Annotated in this window: 23 protein-coding genes and 1 pseudogene; 9 read left to right on the forward strand and 15 right to left on the reverse strand. The window is 73.4% G+C overall.

Going from position 1 to position 22,161, the window contains the following annotated elements; all coding sequences use genetic code 11:
- Nucleotide 1 precedes the first annotated feature (1 nt).
- From ABZ807_RS23340 to ABZ807_RS23350, 3 genes are read right to left on the reverse strand one after another with little or no spacing between them, the layout of a single operon-like run.
- Nucleotides 2-901 carry an alpha/beta fold hydrolase gene (locus tag ABZ807_RS23340; protein ID WP_357161665.1) on the reverse strand — a complete coding sequence of 300 codons (900 nt, stop codon included), beginning with the start codon at nt 899-901 and terminating at the stop codon, nt 2-4.
- The gene (locus ABZ807_RS23345; protein ID WP_357161668.1) at nt 898-1,800 is read right to left on the reverse strand and encodes an SDR family oxidoreductase; all 903 of its coding nucleotides are present in this window, start codon (nt 1,798-1,800) and stop codon (nt 898-900) included. The genes ABZ807_RS23340 and ABZ807_RS23345 overlap by 4 nt, the downstream gene beginning before the upstream one ends.
- Nucleotides 1,736-3,334 (reverse strand): NAD(P)/FAD-dependent oxidoreductase, encoded by a 1,599-nt coding sequence (locus ABZ807_RS23350; RefSeq protein ID WP_357161671.1) that lies wholly within the window; start codon nt 3,332-3,334, stop codon nt 1,736-1,738. The genes ABZ807_RS23345 and ABZ807_RS23350 overlap by 65 nt, the downstream gene beginning before the upstream one ends.
- A gap of 31 nt (nt 3,335-3,365) precedes the next feature.
- Here ABZ807_RS23350 and ABZ807_RS23355 point away from each other — a divergent pair.
- Nucleotides 3,366-3,710: pseudogene (locus tag ABZ807_RS23355) on the forward strand (TetR/AcrR family transcriptional regulator); the annotation flags it as partial.
- 35 nt (nt 3,711-3,745) lie between these two features.
- On the opposite strand, the gene ABZ807_RS23360 reads toward ABZ807_RS23355, so the two are convergent.
- Entirely contained in the window at nt 3,746-4,204 is a 459-nt protein-coding gene (locus tag ABZ807_RS23360; RefSeq protein WP_357161674.1) for a hypothetical protein, read from the reverse strand.
- Nucleotides 4,201-4,677: a hypothetical protein gene (locus ABZ807_RS23365; protein WP_357161677.1), complete on the reverse strand. Its 477-nt coding sequence runs from the start codon at nt 4,675-4,677 to the stop codon at nt 4,201-4,203. Before ABZ807_RS23365 ends, ABZ807_RS23360 begins: the two co-directional genes overlap by 4 nt.
- A gap of 44 nt (nt 4,678-4,721) precedes the next feature.
- Here ABZ807_RS23365 and ABZ807_RS23370 point away from each other — a divergent pair, with 44 nt between their 5' ends.
- On the forward strand, nt 4,722-5,747 hold the full coding sequence (locus ABZ807_RS23370) for a WYL domain-containing protein (RefSeq protein WP_357161680.1): 1,026 nt from the start codon (nt 4,722-4,724) through the stop codon (nt 5,745-5,747).
- A gap of 38 nt (nt 5,748-5,785) precedes the next feature.
- Here ABZ807_RS23370 and ABZ807_RS23375 read toward each other — a convergent pair whose 3' ends face one another.
- Both ABZ807_RS23375 and ABZ807_RS23380 read right to left on the reverse strand, forming a co-directional pair.
- Complete coding sequence (locus tag ABZ807_RS23375) at nt 5,786-6,391, reverse strand: MBL fold metallo-hydrolase (RefSeq protein WP_357161683.1); 606 nt, start codon at nt 6,389-6,391, stop codon at nt 5,786-5,788.
- A gap of 88 nt (nt 6,392-6,479) precedes the next feature.
- Nucleotides 6,480-6,812, reverse strand: a complete 333-nt coding sequence (locus tag ABZ807_RS23380) for a hypothetical protein (protein ID WP_357161686.1) — start codon at nt 6,810-6,812, stop codon at nt 6,480-6,482.
- A gap of 70 nt (nt 6,813-6,882) precedes the next feature.
- Between ABZ807_RS23380 and ABZ807_RS23385 the strand changes: the two genes are divergently transcribed.
- Nucleotides 6,883-7,296 carry an archease gene (locus ABZ807_RS23385; protein ID WP_357161688.1) on the forward strand — a complete coding sequence of 138 codons (414 nt, stop codon included), beginning with the start codon at nt 6,883-6,885 and terminating at the stop codon, nt 7,294-7,296.
- Between the two features lie 16 nt (nt 7,297-7,312).
- Here ABZ807_RS23385 and ABZ807_RS23390 read toward each other — a convergent pair whose 3' ends face one another.
- From ABZ807_RS23390 to ABZ807_RS23415, 6 genes are all read right to left on the reverse strand, one after another.
- Entirely contained in the window at nt 7,313-8,731 is a 1,419-nt protein-coding gene (locus tag ABZ807_RS23390; protein ID WP_357161691.1) for an RtcB family protein, read from the reverse strand.
- A gap of 29 nt (nt 8,732-8,760) precedes the next feature.
- On the reverse strand, nt 8,761-9,846 hold the full coding sequence (locus ABZ807_RS23395) for a dipeptide ABC transporter ATP-binding protein (protein ID WP_357161694.1): 1,086 nt from the start codon (nt 9,844-9,846) through the stop codon (nt 8,761-8,763).
- Complete coding sequence (locus tag ABZ807_RS23400; protein ID WP_357161697.1) at nt 9,843-10,913, reverse strand: ABC transporter ATP-binding protein; 1,071 nt, start codon at nt 10,911-10,913, stop codon at nt 9,843-9,845. Before ABZ807_RS23400 ends, ABZ807_RS23395 begins: the two co-directional genes overlap by 4 nt.
- Nucleotides 10,914-10,925: 12 nt before the next feature.
- Nucleotides 10,926-11,915 carry an ABC transporter permease gene (locus ABZ807_RS23405; RefSeq protein WP_357161701.1) on the reverse strand — a complete coding sequence of 330 codons (990 nt, stop codon included), beginning with the start codon at nt 11,913-11,915 and terminating at the stop codon, nt 10,926-10,928.
- 59 nt (nt 11,916-11,974) lie between these two features.
- Nucleotides 11,975-13,723: an ABC transporter substrate-binding protein gene (locus ABZ807_RS23410; protein WP_357161703.1), complete on the reverse strand. Its 1,749-nt coding sequence runs from the start codon at nt 13,721-13,723 to the stop codon at nt 11,975-11,977.
- Nucleotides 13,724-13,788: 65 nt separating this feature from the next.
- The gene (locus ABZ807_RS23415) at nt 13,789-15,030 is read right to left on the reverse strand and encodes an ABC transporter permease (RefSeq protein WP_357161706.1); all 1,242 of its coding nucleotides are present in this window, start codon (nt 15,028-15,030) and stop codon (nt 13,789-13,791) included.
- Between the two features lie 335 nt (nt 15,031-15,365).
- On the opposite strand from ABZ807_RS23415, the gene ABZ807_RS23420 reads away from it, so the two are divergent.
- From ABZ807_RS23420 to ABZ807_RS23430, 3 genes are all read left to right on the forward strand, one after another.
- Nucleotides 15,366-16,259, forward strand: a complete 894-nt coding sequence (locus ABZ807_RS23420) for a pentapeptide repeat-containing protein (protein ID WP_357161709.1) — start codon at nt 15,366-15,368, stop codon at nt 16,257-16,259.
- A 43-nt stretch (nt 16,260-16,302) separates the two neighbouring features.
- Complete coding sequence (locus ABZ807_RS23425; protein ID WP_357161715.1) at nt 16,303-16,557, forward strand: hypothetical protein; 255 nt, start codon at nt 16,303-16,305, stop codon at nt 16,555-16,557.
- A gap of 100 nt (nt 16,558-16,657) precedes the next feature.
- Nucleotides 16,658-17,386, forward strand: coding sequence for a tyrosine-protein phosphatase (locus ABZ807_RS23430; RefSeq protein ID WP_357161718.1), 729 nt, complete (start codon nt 16,658-16,660; stop codon nt 17,384-17,386).
- On the opposite strand, the gene rnhA is transcribed toward ABZ807_RS23430, so the two are convergent.
- Nucleotides 17,352-17,852: a ribonuclease HI gene (gene rnhA / locus ABZ807_RS23435; protein ID WP_357161721.1), complete on the reverse strand. Its 501-nt coding sequence runs from the start codon at nt 17,850-17,852 to the stop codon at nt 17,352-17,354. The genes ABZ807_RS23430 and rnhA overlap by 35 nt on opposite strands.
- Before the next feature lie 167 nt (nt 17,853-18,019).
- Here rnhA and ABZ807_RS23440 point away from each other — a divergent pair, with 167 nt between their 5' ends.
- Complete coding sequence (locus ABZ807_RS23440) at nt 18,020-18,601, forward strand: dihydrofolate reductase family protein (RefSeq protein ID WP_357161724.1); 582 nt, start codon at nt 18,020-18,022, stop codon at nt 18,599-18,601.
- Here the strand turns inward: ABZ807_RS23440 and ABZ807_RS23445 are convergent.
- Nucleotides 18,586-19,806 (reverse strand): lycopene cyclase family protein, encoded by a 1,221-nt coding sequence (locus ABZ807_RS23445; protein ID WP_357161727.1) that lies wholly within the window; start codon nt 19,804-19,806, stop codon nt 18,586-18,588. The two genes, ABZ807_RS23440 and ABZ807_RS23445, sit on opposite strands and share 16 nt — an antisense overlap.
- A gap of 302 nt (nt 19,807-20,108) precedes the next feature.
- Between ABZ807_RS23445 and ABZ807_RS23450 the strand changes: the two genes are divergently transcribed.
- Nucleotides 20,109-21,179, forward strand: coding sequence for a Gfo/Idh/MocA family oxidoreductase (locus ABZ807_RS23450; RefSeq protein ID WP_357161730.1), 1,071 nt, complete (start codon nt 20,109-20,111; stop codon nt 21,177-21,179).
- Between the two features lie 156 nt (nt 21,180-21,335).
- On the forward strand, nt 21,336-22,160 hold the full coding sequence (locus ABZ807_RS23455) for a class I SAM-dependent methyltransferase (RefSeq protein WP_357161733.1): 825 nt from the start codon (nt 21,336-21,338) through the stop codon (nt 22,158-22,160).
- Nucleotide 22,161 lies beyond the last annotated feature (1 nt).

Here is a 22,161-nt window from a genome sequence, read left to right on the forward strand (position 1 = left end):
GTCAGCCGGCCTCGGTCAGTGCCGGCCGCTGCGGTGCGCCGACGGCGAGGTCGCCGGGCTCGGCGGTGGCCCAGAAGTCCACCAGCAGCCGGTGGAACTCCTCGGCCCGTTCGATCTGCGGCAGGTGCCCGCAGTTGGTGAACAGGTAGGTGCGGGCCCGGGGCAGCCGGGCCCGCGCGGCGTCGAGGTGCCCGGCGGGGAGGATGAGGTCCCGGTCGCCCCACACGATCAGGATCGGTACGTCGAGCCGCGCCACCTCCGTCAGCAGCTCCTCCCGCCACTGCGGGCGGACGCCCCGCAAGGTGCCGAGGCTGCGGCACGTCTCCAGCATCACCCGGGCGGCGTACGGCTGACGGGCCAGGGCGTACGCGATGCGCTCCTCGGTGGCGAGCGCCGGGTCGTGGAAGAGGGCCCGCTCGGCGCGGCGGGCGACGGCCCGGTTGGGGCGCAGCAGCAGCCGGCCGAACGGGCGCAGCGCGAGCAGCCGCAGGGCGACGGTGACCTCCTGGCCGAACCCGGCGCTGTTGACCAACGCGAGGCTGGCCACCCGGGCCGGCTCGATGGCGGCGAAGCGCATCGCGACGGCCCCGCCGAGGGAGTTGCCGACCAGGTGCGCCGGCTGGTCGACGCCGACCGCGTCGAGGTAGTGCCCGACGAAGCGGCCCAGCGCCGGCAGGGTGTACGGCTCGGCCATCGGCAGCGACCCGCCGTACCCGGGCAGGTCGACGCTGTGCACCCGGAACCCGCGGGCGAGCAGCTCGTGCTGCTCGGTGAAGTCGCGCAGGCTGCGCCCGAGGCCGTGCAGCAGCACCACCGGCGGCCCGTCGCCGTCGACCCGGTGGCGCACCCGCCGCCCGTGCACCGTCACGTGCCGGGGGCGCGGGTCGGTCGCGGCGGTCATGCCCGCTCCCCGGTGGCGGTTTTCGGCGTGGTCACGGCGGGCGTTCGGCCGGCTTGGCGCGCCGGATCGCCGGCGTCCCGGTTGAGTGCCATCGCGAGCACCCGGCCGTACGAGGCGGGGGCGACCCGGGCCAGCAGGTCGGGCAGCTTCGCCGACCAGCCGATCAGCACCCGGCCGCGCCGCCGCTCGACACCGCGCAGGATCACCTCGGCGGCCTTCTGCGGCGGGATGGAGAGCAGCTTCTCGAACTGCCGCAGCCCGGTGTCGAACTCCTCGGGCGTCACGCCGCTGCCCACCCGGGCGTTGCGGGCGATCCGGGTGGCGATGCCGCCGGGGTGCACCGAGGTCACCCCGATGCCGTCGTCGACCAGCTCGTGGCGCAGCCCCTCGGTGAAACCCCGGACGGCGAACTTGCTGGCCGAGTAGGCGGCCTGGCCGGCGGGGGCGATCAGTCCGAAGAGGCTGGAGACGTTGACCAGGTGCGCGCCGGGCTCGGCCTTGAGCGCCGGCAGCAGCGCGTGGGTCAACCGCACCACCGCCCGGAAATTGATCTCGATCACCCAGTTGAACTCGTCGAGGGTGACCTGGTCGAACCGCCCGCCGAGGGCGACCCCGGCGTTGTTGACCAGCAGCCGGATCCGGGGATGCCGGGCCCGGACCTCCTCGGCGACCCGGTCGGTGGCGGCCTGGTCGGACAGGTCGACCAGGTGCGTGTCGACCTGCCGGTCCGGGTACGTGGCGCGGATCGCCGCCGCCACCGCGTCGAGCCGGTCGGCGTCCCGGTCGAGCAGCACCAGGTCGGTGCCGCGCCGGGCCAGCCCGTGGGCGAGAGCCTCACCGATCCCGCTGGCGGCGCCGGTGACCACGGCGGTCCCGGCGGGGAAGACGAACCTGCGCACGGTGTTCTCCTTCTGCGGTGCGGGTGGTGGAGCCCCGGTCAGGCGACCGGGGCTCCGGCGGTGCGGGTACCGGCGGCCGGGGTGGCCCGGAGAACCGGATCCCCTCGTCGACGAGCCGGCCGCGCTTCATCAGCAGCACGTCCCGGGCGTAGTTCTGGTACAGCCGCCAGGGGGCGCGGCCGCCCTGCCTGGGCAGCGTGTCGACGCTGCGCAGCACATACCCGGACTTGAGGTCGATCAGCGGTTCCAGCTGGCCGGAGCGCGGTGCGACCGGGGTGACGAGCTGCTGGCCGGTGGCGTCGAGGTGGCGCAGCAGCCGGCAGGTGTAGGTGGCGACCAGGTCGGCCTTGAGCGTCCAGGAGGCGTTGGTGTAGCCGATCGTCATCGCGAAGTTCGGCACGCCGGAGAGCATCATCCCCTTGTAGGCCACGGTCCGCGCCAGGTCGACGTCGACGCCGTCCACGGCGAGGGTCATCCCGCCGAGGGCGAGCAGGTTGAGGCCGGTGGCGGTGACGACGACGTCGGCCGGCAGCTCCTCGCCGGAGCCGAGCCGGACGCCCCGCTCGGTGAAGGTGTCGACGGTGTCGGTGACCACCGACGCGCGGCCGGCCCGCACCGCGTCGAACAGGTCGCCGTCGGGGACCACGCAGAGCCGCTGGTCCCAGGGGTCGTAGCGGGGCGAGAAGTGCCGGTCGACGTCGTATCCGGCCGGCAGCCGGCCCCGGGCGGCCCGCAGCAGCAACGACCGGACCAGCTTCGGGGCACGCCGGCTGAGCTGGAAGTTGGCCGTGCCGAGCAGCACGTTCTTCCAGCGCACCACCGGGTACGCGGCCTTCGCCGGCAGCCAGCGCCGCAGCGCGTCGGCGACCGCGTCGCGCGAGGGCAGCGCGATGACGTACGTGGGTGAGCGTTGGAGCATGGTGACGTGGCCGGCCCGTTCGGCCATCGCGGGGACCAGGGTGACCGCCGTGGCGCCACTGCCGATCACCACCACCCGCTTGCCGGTGTGGTCGAGGTCCTCGGGCCAGTGCTGCGGGTGCACCAGCTCGCCGGTGAACCGCTCGGCGCCGGGGAAGTCGGGGGTGTAGCCGGCGTCGTAGCGGTAGTAGCCGGAGCAGGTGAAGAGGAACGCGCAGGTGAGCACGACGTCCTCGCCGGTGTCGTCGCGGTGGGCGTGGACGGTCCAGCGGGCGCTCGCGCTGTCCCACTCGGCGCGGACCACCCGGTGGTGGAAGCGGATGTGCTCCTCGACGCCGTACTCGCGGGCGGTCTCGCGTACATAGCGGCGGATGGAGTCGCCGTCGGCGATGGCCTTCGGGTCGGTCCACGGCTTGAACGAGTAGCCGAGGGTGAACATGTCCGAGTCGGAGCGGATGCCCGGGTAGCGGAAGAGGTCCCAGGTGCCGCCGATCGCGCCGCGCGCCTCGAGTACCGCGTACGTCTTGTCGGGACAGTTGCGCCGCAGGTGGCAGGCGGCGCCGACCCCGGACAGGCCGGCTCCGACAATGAGCACGTCGACGTGGTCGGAGGCCATGGCATCTGCTTCCTACTTCTTGCCCATAGCTGAGCTGATCAGCCGGTTCCACGCTACCTTCGGCGGCCACCGGACGGTGGTGCTGGCCTGCGCCGAGGTGCGCGGCACCAGCGCCGAGGTGCGCCGGCTCTGGGTCAGGGTGCTGGAGCGCTGGGTGCAGGCGGTCGAGGCGGCCGTCGAGGCGGAACGGCGCCGGGGTGTGGCCCCGCCCGGGCTGCCCGCCCGGGACCTGGCGATCGCGCTGAACTCGATGAACGAGCGGGTCTGGTACGCCACCTTCGCCGGCGACGGGCCGGCCGTGGCCGAGCGGGACGTGGTGGACGTGCTGCTCGACGTCTGGCTGACCGCCATCTACCGCACCACCACCCCGGCCTGAGGGCGTGGCGGCCCGGCCGCCACGCCCCCGACCGCTCAGCCGGTCCGGGTGAAGTCCATGACCCAGTTCGTCTCCCAGGTCGTCCCGTCGTCGGTGGAGAACGCCTGTTCCCACCGACAGGAGGTCGCCGTGATGCCGGACCAGACGAACCGGCACCGGATCGGGCGGCCCTCGTCCGTGTCGTCGGCATAGAAGGTGCCCACCCCGTCGGTGAACCCGCCGACGACCGGGGGCACTTCCAGCCGGCCGCGCCGGCTGTGCATCCAGTAGATCGACCACTGCTCGGTGGCCGGGTCGAAGATCCGCAGGCTGGAGCCGGAGAAGCCCTTCGTCGGGCAGATCATCTCATCGAAGCTGCCCGCGCCGTCGAAGAACCGGTGGGCGACCATGGTGGCGGGGAACTCGTCCCAGTCGTCGCTGCCGACGTACCGCCGGGTCAGGCGACGGTTGGCGACGTCCCACCGGCCGGCCAGGAAGTCGAAGTCGCCGCTCACCGGCCCACCGGTCCTTCCGCCCGGCTGTCGGCCAGGTACCCGGCCAGGTCCGGCCGGTCCGGGGCCAGGACGTGACGGACCCAGGCGGCCCGCTCGTGCTCCAGCACGCCGAGTTCCCAGACGCAGCCCACCCCGGGCCGGTCCAGCGGCACGAAGTGCGCCGGGTCGTCGTCGGGGCAGCGCAGCGCCGGCTGCCCGGCCACCGCGATCCGGCACTCCACCACGTTGTCCCAGAACCAGGTGTACGCCAGCAGGTAGGCGCCGGTGTCCGCGCCCCGGTGCAGCACCACCCACCCGGCCGGCGGAGTGCCGCCGTCGGGCGGCGGCAGCAGACGGGGCAGGAAGGCGTACGCGGCGCGCTCCACCTCCGGCGTGAGGCGCGGCTCCGGCTGGTCGATGTGGTAGCGCTTGAGCTGCCGCCCGGCGACCGTGACCGGTCCCGGCGCCCGCAACTCCTTGTCTCGGAAAGCCATGCCGGTACGGTAGACCCGGTCTACTGACAGCTAGTGTCAGTGGAATGCGTGCCAGTCGCCTGCTGTCGATCCTGCTCCTGCTCCAGACGCACGGCCGAATGACCGCCGCGGAACTCGCCGAACGGTTGGAGGTCTCCACCCGCACCATCTACCGGGACGTCGAGTCGCTGCACGCAGCCGGTATCCCGCTCTACGGCGAGGCCGGGCACGCCGGCGGCTACCAGTTGCTCGACGGCTACCGCACCCGGCTGACCGGGCTGACCACCGAGGAGGCCGAGCGGCTCTTCCTCGCCGGGCTGCCCGGCCCGGCCGCCGAACTCGGCTACGGCGCGGTGGTCGCCGCGCTGCAACTGAAGCTGGACGCCGCGCTGCCGCCAGCGCTACGGGACCGCGCCGAGGCGGTCCGCCAGCGGTTCCACCTGGACACCCCGAGCTGGTACTCCGACGGCGACGCCTCGCCGTACCTGACGCCCACCGCCGACGCGGTGTGGCGGCAGCACCGGCTGCGGGTGCGCTACCGCAGCTGGCGCGGCGAGCGGACGACGGTGCTGGAGCCGTACGGGCTGGTGCTCAAGGGCGGTCGCTGGTATGTGGTCGCCGACGGGGGCCACGGCCCGGCCAGCTACCGGGTCAACCAGATCCTCGACCTGACCACCCTGCCGGAGACCTTCGCGCGGCCGGCCGACTTCGACCTCGCGGCCTGGTGGCGGACGCACGTGGTGGACTTCCGGGCCCGCCTGCACCGGGACGAGGCGACCATCCGGCTCTCCCCCGCCGGCCGGGAGCGACTGCGCGAGATCGGCAGCGAGGTGGTGGTCGCCGCGGCCGAGGCGAACGCGGGCACCCCTGACGCCGACGGCTGGGTCACCACGGTGGTGCCGATCCAGTCGCTGACCCACGCCCACGGCGACCTGCTGCGGCTCGGCGCCCAGGTGGAGGTCCTCGCCCCGGCCGAGCTGCGCGACCTGCTGGCGGAGACGGCGGCCGGGCTCGCCGCCCTCTACCGGACCACGACCGCCCCGTCATCGGGGCCCGGCCCCCCGGAGGTCGTGACCTCGGCACCCCGGTAGCGACCGGTGGGCGGGCGGCGGCGCGGCGGGCGCGAGGGTCAGGCCGTCTCGCCGGGGGCGAGGTAACGGTAGCCATCGCCCAGCGTCTCGGCGAACCAGCCGTTCACGCTGGCCAGGCCCCGGTCGTTGAGCTGTGCGTCGTGGATCGGATGCATTCGCGCCGCGCCGACCGCGCGGGCGAACCCGATCGCCTCGGTCAGCTTCAGCCAGGACGCCTGCGCCGGCACGAGCAGCGTCCGCACCGGCTGCCCGGGCAGGTGCAGCGAGTCGCCCGGGTGGTAGACCTCGTCGTCCACGACGTACCCGAGGTTGGCGCAGCCGGGCTGGCCGTCGTGGATGGTGGCGTGCCGGCCACCCACCGCGGTGACCGCGAAGCCGGCCGCGGTGAACCGTTGCCCGGCCCGCACCCGGTGCACCGGCAGCGGCGCCAGGGCCGGCAGCTCGGCGCCCTCGGGGGCGAAGACCGGGACGCCGAGGCCGGCCAGCCGCAGCACGTCGATGTGGTCGGTGTGCTCGTGGGTGACCAGGACGGCGTCCGCGCCGGCCAGCGCGCCCGGCTCACTCCAGGTGCCCGGGTCGACGACCAGCACCCGGCCGTCGCGTTCCAGCCGTACGCAGGCGTGGGTGTACTTCATGATCCGCATCGGACCGACGCTACCACCGGAGCCGCCCGCGTCGCTGACCGTGAGGCCGGCAGCGGCGGTCGGCGGCCACCAACCGGAGCGGCCCGGCTCAGCCCCGGATGACGCCGCCGTCGTCGTCCATGATCTGCTCGAACTCCGACGGAATGAACTCCCCCTCGCGCAGCCGCCGGGCGTTGGCGGCGAACTTCCCGATCGCCGCGCCCCGGGCGGACTCCCGCGTCACCGGTGCCTCGTCGGGCTCGCCGTGCAGGCGGCGCAGCGCCGTGGCGAGCGCGGCGTCGGCGGCCGGGCTGGCACCCCAGTCGCGGGCCAGCTCGACGGTGCGGCCGAGGGTGCCCTCCCCGGGCCGCTCGGCGCGCAGGGCGGCCCGCATCATGCGGTGGAAGGTGATGGTGAGGGCGTCCGCGTCATCGGCGATCATGTGAGGAACGTAGCGTCCCGGTGCGACAGTTCCGGGCGCCGGCGACCGGTGGCGGCGGCATGATCGGGGCATGGACCGAGGGCACCGCGCCGTCCCGCACACCGCCGACGTACGGGTCGAGGCCTGGGCGCCCGACCGCGAAGGGTGCCTGGCCGAGGCGGTCGCCGCGCTGGTGGAGACCTTCGCCGACACCGCCGGGGCGCGGTCGGACGCCGAGGCGGACTTCACCGTGCCGGCCGGCGGGGACGAGGACCTGCTGGTGGCCGTCCTCGACGAGGTGATCTTCCGGTTGGAGATCGAGGGCACGCTGCCGCTGGAGACCGAGGCGCAGCCGGTCGACGGGGGCGTGCGGGTGCGCTGGCGCACCACCGGGACGGACGCGGTGGAGCTGGTGGGGGCGGTGCCGAAGGCGGTCTCGCTGCACGGGTTGCGGTTCTCCGGCACGGACTCCGGCTGGCGGTGCGCGGTGACCGTGGACGTCTGAGCCCGGGCCGGGCGGCTCAGCCCTTGACCACCCCGATCGGGACCAGCCGGGCCACCCGCCGGCACAGCCCGGCGCCCTCGGCCGCCTCGATCACCGCCGTGATGTCCTTGTACGCCGCCGGCATCTCCTCGGCCAGGCCGCGCCGGGACGCCCCGCGCACCGCGATGTCCCGCGCCTCGATCTCGCGGCGGGGGTCGTGCCCGCCGACGGCCTTGGTGGCCTGCCGGCGGCTCTGCACCCGGCCGGCGCCGTGGCAGGTGGAGGCGAAGGCCGGCGCGCCCGGCACCCCGGTCAGCACGTACGAGCCGGTGCCCATCGAGCCGGGGATCAGCACCGGCTGGCCGACCGGGCGCAGGTCGGCGGGGAGGTCGGGGTGCCCCGGGGGCAGCGCCCGGGTGGCGCCCTTGCGGTGCACGCAGAGCCGGCGGGTGGCCCCGTCGACCTGATGGGTCTCGATCTTGGCGAGGTTGTGCGACACGTCGTACACCAGGTCGAGGGCGCGGCCGGTGCGGGCGGCGAAGACCCGGCGGGCCGACTCGGCCAGCAGTTGCCGGTTGGCCTGGGCATAGTTGGCGGCGGCGGCCATCGCCCCGAGGTAGGCCCGCCCCTCCGCCGAGGAGACCGGCGCGCAGGCCAGCTGCCGGTCGGGGACCTGGATGTCGTACCGGGGCATGGCGCCTTCCATGATCCGCACGTGGTCGGTGCAGATCTGGTGGCCGAGGCCGCGCGAGCCGCAGTGGATCATGACGCAGACCTGCCCCGCACGCAGCCCGAACGCGGCGGCGACATGGTCGTCGTAGACCTCCTCGACCGCCTGCACCTCCAGGAAGTGATTGCCGGAGCCGAGGCTGCCGACCTGCTGCTGCCCGCGCTGCACGGCCCGCTCGCTCACCTGGGTCGGGTCGGCGTCGTCGACCGCCCCGGAGTCCTCGCAGCGTTCCAGGTCGCGGGCGACCCCGTGGCCCCGCTCGACGGCGTACCTCGAGCCGCCGCGCAGCACCGCGTCGAGTTCGGCCCGGTCGCGCAGCTGCCACACCGCGCCCCTGCCCATGCCCCGCGGCGTGCCGGCGCTCAGCCCGTCCATCACCGCGCCCAGCGACCGGTCCAGCTCAGCGCGGTCCAGGTCGGCGGCGAGCAGCCGCACCCCGCAGGAGATGTCGAAGCCGACCCCGCCCGGGGAGACCACCCCGCCGTCGGCCAGGTCGGTGGCGGCCACCCCGCCGATCGGGAAGCCGTAGCCCCAGTGCACATCCGGCATGGCGTACGAGGCGCCGACAATGCCGGGCAGGGTGGCGACGTTGGCCACCTGCTCCAGCGACCGGTCTGCCCCGGCGTCGGGCAGCAGCGACCGGGTCGCGAACACCACCCCGGGCACCCGCATCGGGTCGTGCTGGTCGATGCGGAACCGATACGGCGCTTCCTCGACCAACTCCATGACCTGCCGGCTACCCGCGACGCCGCCCGTCACACCTGCCGGGATTGGGGCGAGCCCGGGTCGATGACTCGTCCCTCGGTGCGCGCGTCCATCGGGTCGGCCTCGGGAAAGTGGCAGGCGGTGGCCTGCCGGCCGCCGGCGCGGGGCGCCAGGGCCGGTTCCTCGGTGGCGCAGCGGTCCTGGGCCTTCCAGCAGCGGGTGCGGAACCGGCAGCCCGAGGGCGGGTTCAACGGGGTCGGCACGTCCCCGGCGAGCCGGATCCGCCCGGCCGGGCCCAGCGCGGTGACGTCCGGGATGGCCGACAGCAGCGCCCGGGTGTACGGGTGTTGCGGGCGTTCGTAGATGTCGGCGCGGTCGCCGACCTCGACGACCTTGCCCAGGTACATCACCGCCACCCGGTGGCAGAAGTGCCGCACGACCGCGAGGTCGTGGGCGATGAACACGAACGCCAGCCCCAGGTCGCGTTGCAGGTCCCGCAGCAGGTTGACCACCTGCGCCTGGATCGACACGTCCAGCGCGGAGACCGGCTCGTCGGCCACGATCAGCTTCGGCCGCAGTGCCAGGGCCCGGGCGATCCCGATGCGCTGGCGCTGCCCGCCGGAGAACTCGTGCGGATACCGGTTGTAGTGCTCCGGATTCAACCCCACCAGCTCCAGCAACTCCTGGACCCGGGCCCTGACCCCACCCGGCGGGGTGATCCGGTTGACCTGCAACGGCATCGCCACGATCCGCCCCACCGTGTGCCGCGGGTTCAACGACGCGTACGGGTCCTGGAAGATGATCTGCAGGTCCTGCCGCAACGGCCGCAACTCCCGCCGGCCCGCATGCGTGATGTCCCGCCCACCGAACTCGATGCTCCCGGCCGTCGGCTCCAGCAACCGCACCAGCATCCGACCCGTCGTCGTCTTCCCACAGCCCGACTCCCCGACCAGGCCCAGGGTCTCCCCCGGCCGCACGTCGAAGTCCACCCCGTCGACCGCCCGCACGACCCCGGTCGACCGGAACCCGTTACGCACGGGGAAGTGCTTCGCCAACCCCCGCACCCGCAACAGTGGTTCACCGGGCTGCCCGGGCCGGGCGACGCGGGCGTGCCGCTCGGGGACGACGGGGCTCATCGGGCCACCCCCACCTGCGATATCTCGTCCCGGTAGATCCGCCGGCGTTCCGCCTCCGGCAGGTGACACGCCACCAGATGTCCCCGCTCGACCACCTGCCGAAGCTCGGGCGCCTGGGTGCGGCACCGGTCACCGTTGCGGTCGGCGTACCGGCAGCGCGGATGGAACGCACACCCCGCCGGCAAATTGATCAACGACGGCGGGTTGCCCGCAATGGGCACCAGGTCCGCGTCCGCGTCACCGTGCAACGACGGCACACTCGACAACAGACCCCAGGTGTACGGATGCTGCGGTCGCCGCAGGACCTGCTCCACACTCCCCCGCTCCACCGCCCGGCCCCCGTACATCACCAGCACGTCGTCCGCCACCTGCGACACCACCCCCAGGTCATGGCTGATCAGAATGATCGCCGAATGGAACTCCGCCTGCAGGTCCGCCAGCAGATCCAGAATCTGCGCCTGCACCGTCACGTCCAACGCCGTGGTCGGCTCGTCGGCGATCAACAGATCCGGATCGTTGACCAACGCCATCGCGATCATCGCCCGCTGCCGCATTCCGCCCGAGAACTCGTGCGGATACTGGTCGAACCGGCGGCCCGGCTGCGGAATCCCCACCCGCCCCAGCATGTCCACCGCCCGCTGCCGAGCCTCCCGCTTTGCCGCCCGCGGATGATGCACCCGGTACGCCTCGGCGATCTGCCTGCCCACCGTGTAGTACGGATGCAACGCCGACAACGGATCCTGGAAGATCATCGCGATGTCCCGGCCCCGCAACCGGCGCAGCTCCTCCTCCGGCAGCCCGACCAGTTCCCGGCCACCAAGGAAGATCCGCCCGGAGATCCGGGTACGCCGCCGGTCGTGGAGCCCCAGCACCGCCAGCGACGTGACGCTCTTGCCCGAGCCGGACTCCCCGACGATGCCGAGGGTGCGGCCCTGGTCGACGGCGAAGGACAGGTCGTCCACCGCGCGTACCACCCCGTCGGCGGTGGTGAAGTGGACCCGCAACTCCTCCACCCGCAGGTGGGGGGCGGACTCCCGGCGTGGGGCCGGGACCACGGACGTCGTCATGTCACGCTCCCTTCAGTTCAGTCGCACCCGCGGGTCGATGACGGCGTACAGCACGTCGACCACGATGTTGGCGACCACGATGAACACCGCCGCCAACAGCACGGTGGCCATCACCAGCGGCAGGTTGAGGAACTGCACCGCCTCGACGGTGGCCTTGCCGAGCCCCTGGAGGCCGAAGATGCTCTCGGTGATGAAGGTGCCGCCGAGCGAGGTGCCGATGTCCAGGCCGGCGATGGTCACAATCGGGGTGATCGCGGCGCGCAGGGCGTGCCGGAGGTGGACCTGCCGCGGTGAGAGGCCCTTCGCCCGGGCGGTCCGCACGAAGTCCTCGGAGAGGGTCTCCAGCATCTGCGCCCGGGACAGCCGGGCGTAGAGGGCGGAGTTGAGGAAACCCAGGGTCATCCACGGCAGCAGCAGCCCAGCCGCCCAGCGCAGCGGGTTCTCCGTCAGCGGTGTGTAGCTGGGGAACGGCAGCAGTCCGGTGGCGTAGACGAGCACATAGAGCAGGATCAACCCGAAGAAGTAGACCTGCATGGAGGCGCCGGCGAGGGTCACGCCGATCGCCGCCCGGTCGAAGACCGTGCCGCGCCACAACGCCGAGACCATGCCGAGGGACACGCCGAGCAGCAGCCAGAGGACCGCACCGCCCGCGACGATGCTGGCGGTCACCGGGAGGCGCTGCGCGATGATCTCGGTGACCGGCTGGTTGTTGCGGAACGAGTAGCCCAGGCAGGGCGCGGGGCACCGGCGGGCGAAGTCGCCCTCGCCGTACGTGCGCCCGACGAAGACGCCCCGGACGAAGTCGGTGTACTGCCGGGGCAGCGGCTGGTCGATGCCGAGCCGGGCCTCGACCTGCGCGATGTCCTCGGCGGTGCAGCTCTTGCCGCACATCACCTTGGCCGGGCTGCTCGGCACCGCGAAGAAGAGCCCGAAGGTGACCAGGCTGATGACGACGAGGGTGGCGGCCGCGACGAGCAGCCGCCGGACGATGAAACGGAGCACGAGGACCCCTCCTGCGACGAGGGGGCGGGGGCGGCACCGGGTGCCGCCCCCACCGGCGGTCACTGCTTCACATAGATGGTGTTGGCCTGGAGGATGCCGTAGGCGTCGCTGAGGAAGGTGTTGCCGATCTTGGATCCGTGCAGCTCGTACGCCGCGTCGTAGTAGCAGGGCACGACGGGCACGGACTCCCGCATGATCTTCTCGTCCAGCGCCATCCAGCCGGCGTCCTGCTCGGCTGCCGGCAGTTTGCGGATCCGGTCGATCTCGGCGCTGACGGCCGACTCGTTGAGGTAGGAGAGGTTGTTGTTGCCCTCTGCCACGATCTCGCGGCCGTCGTAGAGGGGCGGGATGATGGTGGAGCCGGTGGGCCAGTCCGAGCCCCAGCCGCCGATGTAGAGGTCGTACGGGTTGTTCTTCCGGCCGATCTCGTCGTAGTAGCTGCTGTTCTCGATCGGCTTCATCACGATGTCGAAGCCCATGTCGGTGAGGTTCTTGCGCAGCGCCTCGGCCTGCTGGGTACGGAGCTCGATGTTGGAGTGGGCCAGCACCAGCTTCGGCCGCTTGCCGGCCAGCAGTTCGGCCACCTTGGCCCGATCGCCGCTGATCGGGGCGTTGAACACGTCGTACTGGTGGAAACCGGCGGTGGTCGGGGACATCAGGGTGGTGGCCGGCGAACCGGCCGCCTGCCCGCCGATGGCCTTGAGCACGGCGTCCTTGTCAACGGCATAGTTCAACGCCTTGCGGATGTTCAGGTCGGTGACCCGCTGGGTGTTGATGTTCAGCACCCAGGTGTACTGGGTGGGGCCCTTGACGACCCGTTCGGCGACCCCGCCGGAGGTGGTGCGGGGCAGCACCGCCGGGGGCACGTCGACCCAGCTCATCGACGCCTGGTCGGCCGGGGCGTCGGCGACCAGCCGCTCGGCGATCTGCGCCGACTCCAGGCCGAAGGTGAACCGCCACCCGTCCGGGTAGGCGGTGCGCAGCGGGTCGGTCTTCGGGTCCCAGTTCGGGTTGCGCTCCAGCTCCAACGCCACGTCCCGCTGGTACGACTTCACCTTGTACGGCCCGGACGAGAACGGCCGCAGGTCGTACTGGTCGCGGGTGTCCTTGCCGGCCGGCACGGGCGCGCTGGTGGGCAGCGCCGCGGCGTACGGCATGTCGCAGTGCGGCTGCGGGAAGGTGAAGCGGATGGTGCGGTCGTCGGGGGTGGTGATCCCGTCCGGTGCGGGCTTGCCGCCGTCGTACGGTCCCTTGTAGGCGGCGTTGTACACCCCGCCCGGGTACAGCCACTGCTGGATGTAGTGCGGGCCCTCGTTGAGGCTCGGGGCGAACGAGCGGCCGATGCCGTACGCCACGTCCCTGCTGGTCACCGGCGAGCCGTCCTCGTACTTCACCCCGTCGCGGAGGGTGAACTCCCAGACCTTGCAGTCACCGTCGACGTCCTTGCCGGGGTTGGTGGCCAGGTCGCCGACGAGCAGCAGCTGACCGCTGCCGTTCTCCTTGTAGCCGTTGAGCGCCCGGTAGAGCAGCCCGCCGGTCACCTGCTGGACGTTGACGTAGTTGCGGGCCGGGTCCAGGTGTTCGAAGTCGGAGACCTGCATGACGGTGACGGTGCCGCCGCGGGTCGCGCCGTCGACGGCGGCGGCTGGTCCCCGGTTGTCGGCGGCCTCGTAGGAGATCGACCCGGTCTGGGTCTTGGTCTTCTTCTCCTCGCCACCGCCGCCGGAGTCGGTGGTCCTGGTGCAGCCGCCGGCGACGAGCGCCACGGCCAGGACACCACAGGTCAGTGTCCGGGTTCTTCCTCGCACGGTGTTCTCCCTTCCCGCCGGCCGGCCCTCGCCGGCCGGGCGTACGTGCACCGATGGCCGGGGGGTTACCGGGTTGACCGCGGATCCAGCGAGTCGCGCAGCGCGTCACCGAGCAGGTTGAACGCCAGGACCAGCAGGAAGATCGTCAAACCGGGGAACAGGGTGTACCAGGGGTCGCTCGCGACGTAGCCGATGCTGTTGTAGATCATGCGGCCGAGGTCGGGCGTGGGTTCGGTGACGCCGATGTTGACGAACGCCAGAGCCGCCTCGACGGCGATGAACTGGGGCACGTTCAGCGAGACGGTGACCAGGATCGGCGCCCAGATGTTCGGCAGCAGTTGGCGGAACAGGATGTGTCCGGTGCCGGCGCCGGCGGCCCGGGCTGCCTCGACGAACTCGCGCTCGCGCAGCGAGATCACCTGACCGCGTACCAGGCGCGCCGTGTAGGTCCAGCTGAACAGCCCGAAGGTGGCGATGATCAACGCGATGCGGAAACCGGGCGACGCCGCCTCCCGTTCGGTATAGAAGCGGTCCTCCAGGATCGGGATGACGGCGAGCGCGAAGATGAGGAACGGGAACGCCAGTGTGACGTCGACGAACCAGTTGATCAGGCTGTCCAGCCAGCCCCGCGCGTAGCCGGCGACGATACCGACGCCGACCCCGATGACGGAGGCGAGCAGCGCCGAGGCGAATGCGATGAACAACGAGGTCCGCAATCCGTGGACCAGTTGCAGGAAAATGTCCCGGCCACTGCCCGGCTCCAGCCCGAGCAGGTGGTCGCCGCCGATGCCGCCGGCATATCCCACCGGCATCCCGAAATCGTTGAGCCGGTCGACGAACTTGTCGGTCGGGTCGATTCCGGTGAGCCTGGCGATCAGCGGCGCAGCGAGCGCCACCAGGGCCGCGACGGCGAGCACGACGGAGCTGACCAGGGCGGTGCGGTCCCGCTTGAGCCGCAGCCAGGCGAGCTGATTGGGGGATCTGCCGACAATCTCCCGGCGCTGGCGCGACGGCGGCACGTCGGCCGGCGAATTGACGGCGACGGCCGCGTCGACGACATCCGGGTCGCGCGGCGTGGACAGCGAAGGCGGGTGGGACATGTCGCTCATCGCGGGCCCCCTCATCGACGGGAGAATGTATGCGATGAGCCGACGGTAAACCGCCTGCGGGCATGGAAAAGAATCGTTACGGTAACGACAGAATCGGTTGTCGTCCATCGGCAACGATCTGGTGTCGGCGACAACTCCTTGCCGTAACGACGCAATTGCGTTGTCAGGTGCCGGCAACGATCCGGTATCGACGGACAACCCGGTTGCCGCGACGACGGCGCCCGGTTGTCAGCCGAATGGCCATCTCGGGCGGCACGGCGCTCCGGGCACACCCGGCTGACCGGACGCCCGGCCAACGCGCAGGATGTCACATGCGGGGCCGGTGCCTTCTCGAGTACGCCCCGGTCCGGTAAGTCCACGCCTGCGGGTTCTGGCAGGACCGGCGCGCCGCCCGTCCCTGGGATCGGGCAACACGGCCGACGTCGAATCCGCGACCTCCCCCGGCGGCCCCGGCACCCCGCTGGCGGACAATGGGTACGCCGGGGCCTGTGACCCGGACGGGAAACGAACCAACCAGCGGGAGACCGGTCAACATGTCCGAAACACCCCGAGCCGGCGCGGACCTGCGGGCCGACTGCGCCCGCTGCGTCGGCTTGTGCTGCGTCGCCCCGGCCTTCGCCGTTTCGGCGGACTTCGCGCTGGACAAGCCGGCCGGCCAGCCCTGCCCGAACTTGCGCGCCGACTCCCGCTGCGGCATCCACCCCCAGCTGCGCGAGCGGGGGTTTTCCGGCTGCACCGTCTTCGACTGCTTCGGCGCGGGCCAGCACGTCACCCAGGTCACCTTCGCCGGTCGGGACTGGCGGGACGACTCGGCGACGGCGGCGGCCATGTTCGCCACCTTCGCCGTCGTGCGCCCGCTGCACGAGCTGCTCTGGTATCTCACCGAGGCGCTGGCGCTGACCCCCGCTGGCACGCTGGGCGACGAGCTGCGGGCGGCCGTGGACGAGACCCGACGACGCACCGCGGGCGACGCCGACACGCTGCGTGCCGTGGACGTCGACGCGTACCGGGGGCGGATGAATCCGCTGCTGTCGCGGGCCAGTGAGCTGGCCCGGGCCGGCCACGACGGCGCCGACCGGCGGGGCGCGGCCCTGCTCGGCGCCGACCTGCGCGGGGCGCGCCTGGTCGGGGCGAACCTGCGCGGCGCGTGCCTGATCGGCGCGGACCTGCGCGGCGTGGATCTGCGGCTGGCCGACCTCACGGGCGCGGACCTGCGCGGCGCCGACCTGCGCGGCGCGGACCTGTCCGGCGCGCTCTTCCTGCACCAGTCGCAGCTCGACGCGGCCCGCGGCGACCGGCGCACCGCGCTGCCGCCGGCGCTGCGCCACCCCGCGCACTGGTCCGGGCTGGGCCTCACCCCGGTCCGCCGCCCCCGTCCGGGCGAAGCCCGCCCGGCGGCCCGGCGGGGACGCGGGCCCCGCCGTTGACCCAGAGTGTTTGCCGGCCGACCAGACGGGCAGGCAGGTCGGCATGACGGAAGAACAGCGCACCGACCGGGCCAGCACCGACGAACCGGACGGCACCCCCGCGTACGAGGCGTCGCTGCGCCCGCCGGGCGACTCGCTGCGCAGCACGGACGACACCGGCGACGACTTCGCGGACCTGCCCGCCGAGGAGCACCTCTCGGCCCGGGAGACCAGCCGCGCCGGCTACGACGTGGACGCGGTCTCCGGCACGGCCGACCCCGCCCAGGAGGAGGCGGTCAACCCCGCCCGGGAGGTGTAACGACGCCCAGGCCCGCGCCGGGCCCGGCCGGCGTAGTCCGGCCGGCCCGGTACGACGTCACGGACGTCGGGTCCCCGCACCGCCCACTACTGTGCGGGAGGTGAACCGGCAGTTTGAGTTCGCGCGGCTGCACAACTTCCGGGACCTGGGCGGGTGGCGCGCCGGCGACGGGCGCACCGTCCGATGGCGGCTGCTGTACCGGTCGGACTCGCTGGCCAAGCTCGCCGGGGACGACCTGGACCGCTTCCGGGCGCTCGGCGTGCGAACCGTCATCGACCTGCGCTACCCGTCGGAGATCGCGGCGCGCGGGCGGGTTCCCGACCTGGACGGCCTGACCTGGCTCAACCTCAGCATCGAGCACCGCCCGTACGACCAGGCGGAGATCGACCCGGCCGTCGACCCGTGGCGCTACCTCGCCGACCGGTACGCCGAGATCGCCGCCGACGGCACGACCGAGCTGCGGCATGCGCTGGAGACGATCGCCGCCGCCGACGGGCCGCTGGCATTCCACTGCGCCTCCGGCAAGGACCGCAGCGGCCTGCTCGCCGCCCTGGTGCTGGCGCTGCTCGACGTCGACGAACGGCAGATCGCCGAGGACTTCGCACTCACCGAACTGGCCACCGACCCACTGGTCGCCACCTGGCGGGCCCACCACCCCGGGCGCACCCTGCACTGGCCCTCGTACGGCCGGGCGCCCGCGCGGGTCATCGAGCTCTTCCTGGCCGACCTGACCGCCGCGCACGGCTCGGTACGCGGCTACGCCCGCGACGCGCTCGGCGTCGACGACGCCGTGGTCACCGCCCTGCGCGGGCGCCTGCTGGAGTCCTGAGCGGTGCGGCCGCCCGCGACTGCGTCATCCCCTTGTTGGCCAACGCGTCCGCCCGCTCGTTCTCCGGGTGGCCGTTGTGCCCCTTGACCCACAGCCAGGTCACGTCGTGCCGGACGCAGGCCGCCTCCAGGCGCTGCCACAGGTCGGCGTTCTTGACCGGCTGCTTCGCCGCCGTCAGCCAGCCGTTGCGCTTCCACGAGGCCAGCCACCCGGTGATGCCGTTGCGCACGTACGTGCTGTCGGTGTGCAGCCGCACGGTGACCGGCCGGGTCAGGCTCTCCAGCGCCTGGATGGCCGCGGTCAGCTCCATCCGGTTGTTGGTGGTCGGGGTCGCCTCGCCGCCGCACAGTTCCCGCTCGTGGCTGCCGTAGCGCAGCAGCGCGCCCCAGCCGCCCGGGCCGGGGTTGCCGCTGCACGCCCCGTCGGTCCAGATCTCCACGACCCTGCCGGTCGCCTCCTCCACCATGTCGCAGAACCTACCCGCCGGAGATCCGTCGGCGGACGACCGGCACGCCCTGGCAGGGCCGACCCCGTGACCGATCCGGGCCGGCCGGGATGTCGAGAGCGCCGGCCGCCGTTCGTCTGGGAGGTGAGGGGCCGGCGTCGGGCCGGCCGTGACCCGCAAGGATCGGCATGAGACGCATCGTCGTGACCAACAACGTCAGCCTGGACGGCGTGATGCAGGCGCCCGGGCGTCCGGACGAGGACACCCGGGACGGCTTCGACCGGGGCGGCTGGGCGGTGCCCTACACCGACCCGGTGCTGGGCGAGCGGATGGGCAAGGGCATGGCGTCCACCGGCGCGCTGCTGCTCGGCCGCCGCACCTACCAGGACTTCGCCGGCTTCTGGCCGCGCCAGACCGACAACCCGTTCACCCCGGTGCTCGACCGGCTCACCAAGTACGTCGCCTCCAGCACCCTGACCACGCCGCTGCCGTGGGCGAACTCTGTGCTGCTCGACGGGGACGCCGTCGCGGCGGTCGCGGACCTGCGGCGGCAGGACGGCCCGGACATCGCCGTGCTCGGCAGCGGCGAGCTCGTGCGGTCGCTGGCCCCGCACGGGCTGATCGACGCGTACGTGCTGGTCATCCACCCGTTGGTGCTCGGCGTCGGCCGGCGGCTGTTCCCCGACGGTGGGCACCCGGCCCGGCTGGCGCTGGTGGACAGCGTCACCACCACCACGGGGGTGGTCGTGGCGACCTACGAGCCGGCCTGACCAGCCCGGCACGGAGCCGTGCCGACGGGCGCCGGACCAGGCCGCAGCCGGGCGCGCAGCCGGCCGCCGGCGTCACCGACCACCGCCGAGGTCATCGGAAGCAGCGGGCTGGACCGCATCACCGCCAGATCCTCCGCCGGGGTGGTGGCACCGTCGAGGAAGCGCAGCACCCGCTGCGCCGGGTTGCGGTCGAAGAGCCGGTCGAAGAACTCCGGGCCTCCAACCGCCCCGCGGTCCAGGGCCCGCAGCGCGACGGCGTCCATCCACAGGTGCCGGCGGGGGTACGCCGGCCGGGGCACGGGGTCCCGGCCGGCGGCCAGCGCCCGGGCGATGTCGTCGGCCTGCCGGTGCATCGCGGAGAAGGTGAACCCCGTCGACGGGCGGGTGGCCCCGCCGGCGGTGCCCAGCCGCACCACCCGCGGCGACGGCCGGGGCTCGAAGGGGCCGTCGGTCATCGGGATCACCCCGTTCTCCACCTCCCGCACGGTCAGCGCGGTCAGGTCGAGGCCGAGCAGGTCGGCGTAGCCGCGCAGCGCGGCGTCGTACCCGGCGTCGGTCAGCGCGGCCGGGGAGAACTCGGTGTACTCGACCAGGGCGTACCGGTCGCTGACCGGCAGCACGTAGCCGAAGGAGACGCCCCGGGCCGGCTGCCGGGTGCGGAAGTCCATCAGCACCGCCCGGCCCGGGTCGAACACCGGCCCGGCCGATTCCAGCCACCAGCCCCGGAAGTGCTGCAACCAGCTCGTCCGCCCCGCACGCCGGGGCGGCCGGGGTCGCGAGTCCAGCACCCAGCGGGCCCGCAACAGCGCCGCGCCGTCGGCGTCCCGGACGGTCACCGACCCGCCGTCGTCGTCGAGGGCGCCGACCGCCGCGTCGGCCCGGGTGGCGCCGAGCCGCCGCTGCGCCTCGGCGGCCCGCTCGTAGACCGGGGCAGAGCGCAGCATCGCGTACCGCAGCGGGGCGAGGTCCAGCCGGCGCTGCCCGGCCGGGGTCGTCACCTCCACCTGCCGCCAGCTCGCGCTGAGCATCGGCTCCAGGTCGGTGCCGGGCGTCCCCCAGAACGCCCAGGTGCGGTCCTGGCCGCGTTTGCGTACCGGGTCCACCACGGCGATCCGCAGGTCACGGACGCCGTGCCGGTCCAGCGCGGCGAGGACGAGGGAACCAGCGCCGCCACCGCCGACGACGGCCAGGTCGACGTTGTCCACCCGACCACGCTGTCACACCCCCGGCCCCGCCGGGCGGTGCCCCCACGGCGCACCGCGGGGCCGGTACGGTGCGGCGGCAGGAGCAGCACACGCCAACGCCCTCACCGCCCGCTGGGCCGTCAGCTTGGACGTCGACCGTCCGTTCGGTTTCCTCGCCGTGCACCGCCCCACCGGCCTGGTGCTGGTCGCCGGTTGGGTGACCGACCCGACTCCCCGCTGACCGCGCACCTCCCGTCGTGCCGGCGGCGCGTAGGTTCGGCCTGGAATCACCAGGAGACGGACGGGAAACCCGGGGGGACACCATGGCGGACGCGGCGCCCACACCACTGCGGGTCGGGCTGCTCGGGTACGGGCTGGCGGGCCGGGTGTTCCACGCCCCGCTGATCACCGCGACCGCCGGGCTGCGGCTGGACGCCGTCGTCACCGGCAACCCGCAGCGGCAGGAGCAGGCCCGCCACGACCACCCGGACGCCCGCGTCGTCGACCACGCGGACCTGCTGTGGGAGTCGGCGGACACCCTCGACCTGGTCGTGGTGGCGACGCCGAACCGGCTGCACGTGCCGATGGCCCGGGCCGCCGTCACCGCCGGGCTGGCCGTCGTGGTGGACAAGCCGCTCGCCGGCACCGCGGCGGAGGGCCGCGCCCTGGTCGACGAGGCAGACCGGCGCGGCGTGCCGCTGACGGTGTTCCAGAACCGTCGCTGGGACGGCGACTTCCTGACCGCCCGCCGCCTGATCGCCGAGGGCGAGCTGGGCCGGGTGACCCGCTTGGAGTCCCGGTTCGAGCGCTGGCGGCCGGCCATCAAGGAGGGCTGGCGGGAGAGCGCCGCCCCCGGCGAGGCCGGCGGCGCCCTGTACGACCTCGGCGCTCACCTCGTCGACCAGGCGGTGCAGCTGTTCGGGCCGGTGCGCAGCGTCTACGCCGAGGTGGACCGGCGGCGGCCCGACGCGCAGGTCGACGACGACGCCTTCGTGGCGCTCACCCACGTCGGCGGCGTCCGCTCCCACCTGTGGATGAGCGCCGTGACCGCGCAGCTCGGGCCCCGGCTGCGCGTCCTCGGCGACCGCGCCGCCTATACCAGCTACGGACTGGACGTACAGGAGGAGGCGCTGCGCGCCGGGGCCCGCCCGGGCGCGCCGGGCTGGGGCGAGATTCCGCCCGAGCGGTACGGCCGGCTCGGCGTCGACGGCGACCTGCGTCCCGTGCCCACCGACCCGGGCCGCTACCAGGACTTCTACACCCAGGTCGCGGCGGCGCTGCGGGACGGCGCGCCGATGCCGGTCGACCCCCGCGACGCCGTCACCACCGTGGAGCTGATCGAGCTGGCGCACCGGTCCGCCGCCGAGGGCGTGGTGCTCCCGGTCAGCTCATGACCGACCGACGAACCTGCGGCTCGTCGGTCCGCGCCGCCCACAGCTTCGCGAACCGCCCGTCCCACCGCTCCCCCGTCACGGCCAGCGAACCTACCAGCGCCGCCGGACGGCGAATTCCCGTTGAGCGCCGGGCGGTGGATGTGCGACGGTGCGCCGGTGACCGACTACCGCACCGTCAACCGGGCCAACTGGGACGAGCGCGCCCCCGCCCACGCCGCGTCGCCCGACTACGCGGTGGAGCGCTTCGCCACCGACCCGGCGTACCTCAGCGAGGTGGTCCGCTTCGACCGGCCCCGCCTCGGTGACGTGACCGGCCTGCGCGGCGTGCACCTGCAGTGCCACATCGGCACCGACACCGTCTCCCTGCACCGGCTCGGCGCGCGGATGACCGGGCTGGACTTCTCCGGCGCCTCCCTGGCGCAGGCCCGCGCCCTGGCCGAGCGGGCCGGCGCCGCCGTCGACTTCGTCGAGGCCGACGTCCACGACGCCCCCGACGTGCTCGGCGCGGGCGGCTTCGACCTGGTCTACACCGGCGTCGGCGCGCTGTGCTGGCTGCCCGACATCCGCCAGTGGGCGGGCGTGGTGGCCGCGCTGCTACGCCCCGGCGGCCGGCTGTTCCTGCGCGAGGGCCATCCGATGCTCTGGGCGCTGGACGAGGCCCACCCGGAGGGGCTGCTCGTGGTGGAGCACCCGTACTTCGAGCGGCCGGAACCGCTGGTCTGGGAGGAGCCGGGCACCTACGTCAGCACCGAGGCGACGTTCCAGCACAACACCACCCACGAGTGGAACCACGGCCTCGGTGAGGTGGTCACCGCCCTGCTCGACGCCGGTCTCGACCTGACCATGCTCGAAGAGCACGACAGCGCGCCCTGGGACGCGCTGCCCGGCCGGCAGATCAAGGACGCCGACGGCGAGTGGCGGCTGGCCGAGCGGCCGTGGCGGCTGGCGCAGACGTACACCCTCCAGGCGCGCAAGCGGTGAG

This window comes from Micromonospora sp. NPDC047548, from assembly GCF_040642975.1.
Taxonomy (GTDB): Bacteria; Actinomycetota; Actinomycetes; order Mycobacteriales; family Micromonosporaceae; genus Micromonospora.